At 64.5% G+C, this 3,755-nt stretch carries 3 protein-coding genes; 1 reads left to right on the forward strand and 2 read right to left on the reverse strand.

What is annotated here, in order from left to right; translation table 11 throughout:
• Window positions 1–261 precede the first annotated feature (261 nt).
• Window positions 262–2,118, forward strand: a complete 1,857-nt coding sequence (locus tag BUA29_RS11710) for a M4 family metallopeptidase (protein WP_072756693.1) — start codon at window positions 262–264, stop codon at window positions 2,116–2,118.
• Between the two features lie 127 nt (window positions 2,119–2,245).
• Here the strand turns inward: BUA29_RS11710 and BUA29_RS11715 are convergent, their stop codons facing one another.
• The gene (locus BUA29_RS11715) at window positions 2,246–2,734 is read right to left on the reverse strand and encodes an asparaginase domain-containing protein (RefSeq protein ID WP_072756694.1); all 489 of its coding nucleotides are present in this window, start codon (window positions 2,732–2,734) and stop codon (window positions 2,246–2,248) included.
• A 29-nt stretch (window positions 2,735–2,763) separates the two neighbouring features.
• Window positions 2,764–3,755 (reverse strand): sulfotransferase family protein (locus BUA29_RS11720; protein ID WP_143148944.1); only part of this gene is annotated, 992 nt, incomplete at its 5' end.

The following is a 3,755-nucleotide window of genomic DNA, read 5'->3' on the forward strand; positions in this document are numbered from 1 at the left end:
CGCCCCCACCACGCCCTCGGCCAGCGACCCCCGCTACACTTCCTGCTCCAGCACCAACCCGAGTGCCAAAGGTGGTGGACTCATACAGGTGCTTGACAACTGTGAACGAGTGATGAAAGGTCGGTGTCTGCTTCGGCTTCTGTTCAGGAAGCGGGGCGGTCTGCATCGGGGGGCATGGTGTGCACGCCGGTGTTTGCCATGCAGATGCAGAGTCTTCGAGACGCCGTTTGTCTGCCATCCACTCATCCAGGGGTTACACCAGTGAATTGTTCCCGTACTCATCTGCTCGGTACCGCCATTGCGCTTGCGCTCGCCGCCGGCAGCGCCACTGCTGCGGACCGTATCGACCTGCATCAGCAAAACGTCGGCCAGTTGCGCCAGCAGTATCAGGCGCTGACCGCGGGCAAGGGCGTGGCCACCATGGTCCATCGCCAGCACGAGCAGTTCCTCGGCCTGAACGCCGACAACACGCTGCTGATGAAAAACGCGATCGCCGACCACGGCGTGCGCAACTACCGCTATGACCAGGCCTGGCGCGGCATCCCGATCTTCGGTCAGGGGATCGTGGTCAGCGAGGATGGCGCAGGTAACGTGCGCACCCTGTTCGGCACCAAGGTGTCGGGCATCGAGCGCGACATCGCCTCCACCACGCCCAAGCTGACCAAGGCGGAGGCGCTGGCCGCCGGCAAGCGCATCGCGCTGGGCAATGCCCTGTCGGCGATGCAGACCCGCAACGAAAAGTCGGATCTGGTGATCTTCGTCGATGATGCCGGCAAGGCGCATCTGGCCTATGCGGTCACCTTCTTCGCCGATTCGCTGGCCGGCAATCCCACCCGTCCGATCATCATGATCGATGCGATCAGCGGTCAGGTCATCAAGAAGTGGGAGAACCTGCAGCATGCGCTGGTCGGCACCGGCCCTGGCGGCAACACCAAGACCGGCCAGTATGAGTGGGGTTCGGGCGGGATCTACGGCTACATGGACGTCACCCAGTCCGGTAGCACCTGCACGATGAACAACACCAAAGTGAAGGCGGTCAACCTCAACGGTGGCACCACCGGCACCACGGCCTTCTCCTATACCTGCCCGCGCAACACCTACAAGACCATCAACGGTGGGTATTCGCCGATCAACGACGCCTTCCAGTTCGGCGGCGTGATCACCAACATGTACCCGGCCTATACCGGCTACAACGCGCTCAGCTTCCAGCTGGTCATGCGCGTGCACTACAAGACCAACTACGAAAACGCCTTCTGGGATGGCTCGACCATGAGCTTCGGTGACGGCGCCAGCACCTTCTATCCGCTGGTGAGCGCCGACGTGGCCGGTCACGAGGTGTCGCATGGCTTCACCGAGCAGCATTCCAACCTGACCTATTCCGGTCAGTCGGGTGGCATCAACGAGGCCTTCTCCGACATGGGCGGTGAAGCCACCGAGTACTACTGGAAGGGCACCAACGACTTCCTGGTGGGTAGCGAGATCTTCAAGGGCAGCGGTGCGCTGCGCTACATGTGCAACCCGACCCAGGACGGGGGCTCGATCGACAATGCCGCCAACTACACCAGCGGGCTGGATGTGCACTACAGCTCGGGTGTGTATAACAAGGCGTTCTGCCTGCTGGCCAAGACCGCAGGCTGGGGCGTGCCGAAGGCATTCAAGGTGTTCGCACGGGCCAATGCCAACTACTGGACGGCCAGCAGCACCTTCAACAGCGCAGCCTGCGGCGTGGAGACCGCGGCGGCTGACCTGGGCTACGCCAAGGCTGATGTCACCGCTGCTTTCAAGGCTGTCGGTGTGGCCTGCCCCACCAGTGGCGGTGGCAGCACCACGACGGTGAACCTGCCCACCGTGTCCACGGGCTACTGGTCCAGCACCTACACGCTGGCGGTGACTGCGGGCAAGACGGCAACCATCAGCATCTCCGGCGGCACCGGCGATGCCGACCTGTACGTCCGCGCCGGTAGCACACCGACCACCACCAGCTATACCTGCCGTCCGTACAAGACCGGCAACAACGAAACCTGCACGCTGACTCCGACCAGCAACACTACCTACTACATCCGGGTCTATGCGTACTCCACCTACTCCGGGGTCACGTTGACCTACGGCACCAACTAAGCCCGCAAGGGTTTGGGTACCCCTTCGACCCCGGCCACAGGCCGGGGTCGTTCTTTTCGGGCGACAAAAACGCCAGTGCGTGCGGACGGGTGACGCGCAGCGAGGTGGTGTGCGCAGGGGGGTGTGGTCAGTCGATGGCTTCGAAGCGATTGGCCTCGATGTTCTTGCGCACCCGGTGTGGATCCCAGATGCGGCCATTCATGGCGATGTAGACGCCGGCTGGCAGGCATTGCACCGCACCGATCGCGCAGCCGATGTTGAACTCGGCATCCGAGCCACGGAAGCGGGCCGGGCTGAGCGCGCCAGTCAGGACGATGGTCTTGTCGGGAATCTGCGCCAGCACCTGGGCGGTTTGCACCATGGTGTCGGTGCCATGGGTGACCAGTACGTGGCGCATCGGCTGTGCGGCGACGGTGGCACGGATCAGCTCGCGGTCGGATTCGGTGATGTGCAGGGAATCCTTGCGCAGGATCGGGATGATGGTGAAGCGGAACGCCACGCCAAGTTCGCGCAGGATCATGCCGATCTGCGGGTCGCCGATCTGGTAATCCGACTTGTCGTCGAAGTAGATCTTGTCGATGGTGCCGCCGGTGGTGACGATGAGCAGAGTGTCCATGCCGCCATTGTCGCGCAAACGCGGCCTGGCTACAGCGGCAGGGGCAGCTCCAGCAGGGCCATCAGGGGTTGCAGCAGTGCGCCGTAGGCGATTGCACGGGCGGTGTCGCGGCGCAACGGCTGGCGCACCTGGGCGGCACTGGCGGTGCGCACGCTGCGAGGTGTGGTGTGGAAGTGCAGGCAGTCCGGGTGGAACGCGAGCCCGCAGTCGGCCAGCAGGGCGCGGATATAGGGTTCGGGATCGGCCAGCAGGGCCTCGTAGCGGTACACATGGATGTGCTGCGGGTCGCGTTCGCGCCAGAGGTCCATGGCATGGGCGCAGCCCTGCATGTACAGGGCGATGTCGGCCATGTCGTTGGCGAAGTGCGGCTGGCTGTAGAACGGCTGCTTGAAGCAGGACCAGGCGGTTTCCAGCGGATCGCGGCGGACTTCGATCACCTGCGCGCCGGGCAGCATGGCCCGCAGCATGCCGACGTGTTTCCAGTTGTCCGGCTGTTTGTCGGTATGGCGCGGCCGCTGTCTGCGCCAGCGCGCGGTGCGGGCCAGATAGGCCTGGCCCAGCCGGTGCCAGTCGGCGGCGCTGGCCTGCGGCACCCAGTCGGGATAGGGGATGCCGCGCCGCACGGATTCCTGCTGGATCACGATGCCCAGATCTGGCAGCTCGCTGGCGCCTTCCACGTCCGGGTGAGCGGCCAGGATCTGCTCGAACAGGGTGGAGCCCGAGCGTGGCAGGCCGACGATGAAGATCACCTCTCGACCTAGCTGCGGATCCAGGGGCTGCGGTAGCGTCTGACTGACCTTGAGTGCACTGGCGACATAGCGTCGGAAGGCGTCCGCCCGCCAGGGCGTCAGCCGTTTCTGGCGGGCATTGGCGGCAGAAAACGCCGCCAGCGCCTCGGCCAGCCGGCCGTGATCCTCCTCCAGCTTGCCTAGCAGCCTGTTGAAATTCGACCCGGCGAAGCCCCCGACTCGGTCGGCAGCGCGGATTTCTCGCTGCTCAGGCGCTTCGCAAGCGCGTCCCG

Origin of the sequence: Thermomonas hydrothermalis, assembly GCF_900129205.1 — a bacterium.
In the GTDB taxonomy this organism is placed as follows: Bacteria; Pseudomonadota; Gammaproteobacteria; order Xanthomonadales; family Xanthomonadaceae; genus Thermomonas; species Thermomonas hydrothermalis.

Coding starts and splice junctions, on each gene's coding strand:
- BUA29_RS11715 (WP_072756694.1), bottom strand. CDS start 2,734: ATGGACACTCTGCTCATCGTCACCACCGGCGGCACCATCGACAAGATC.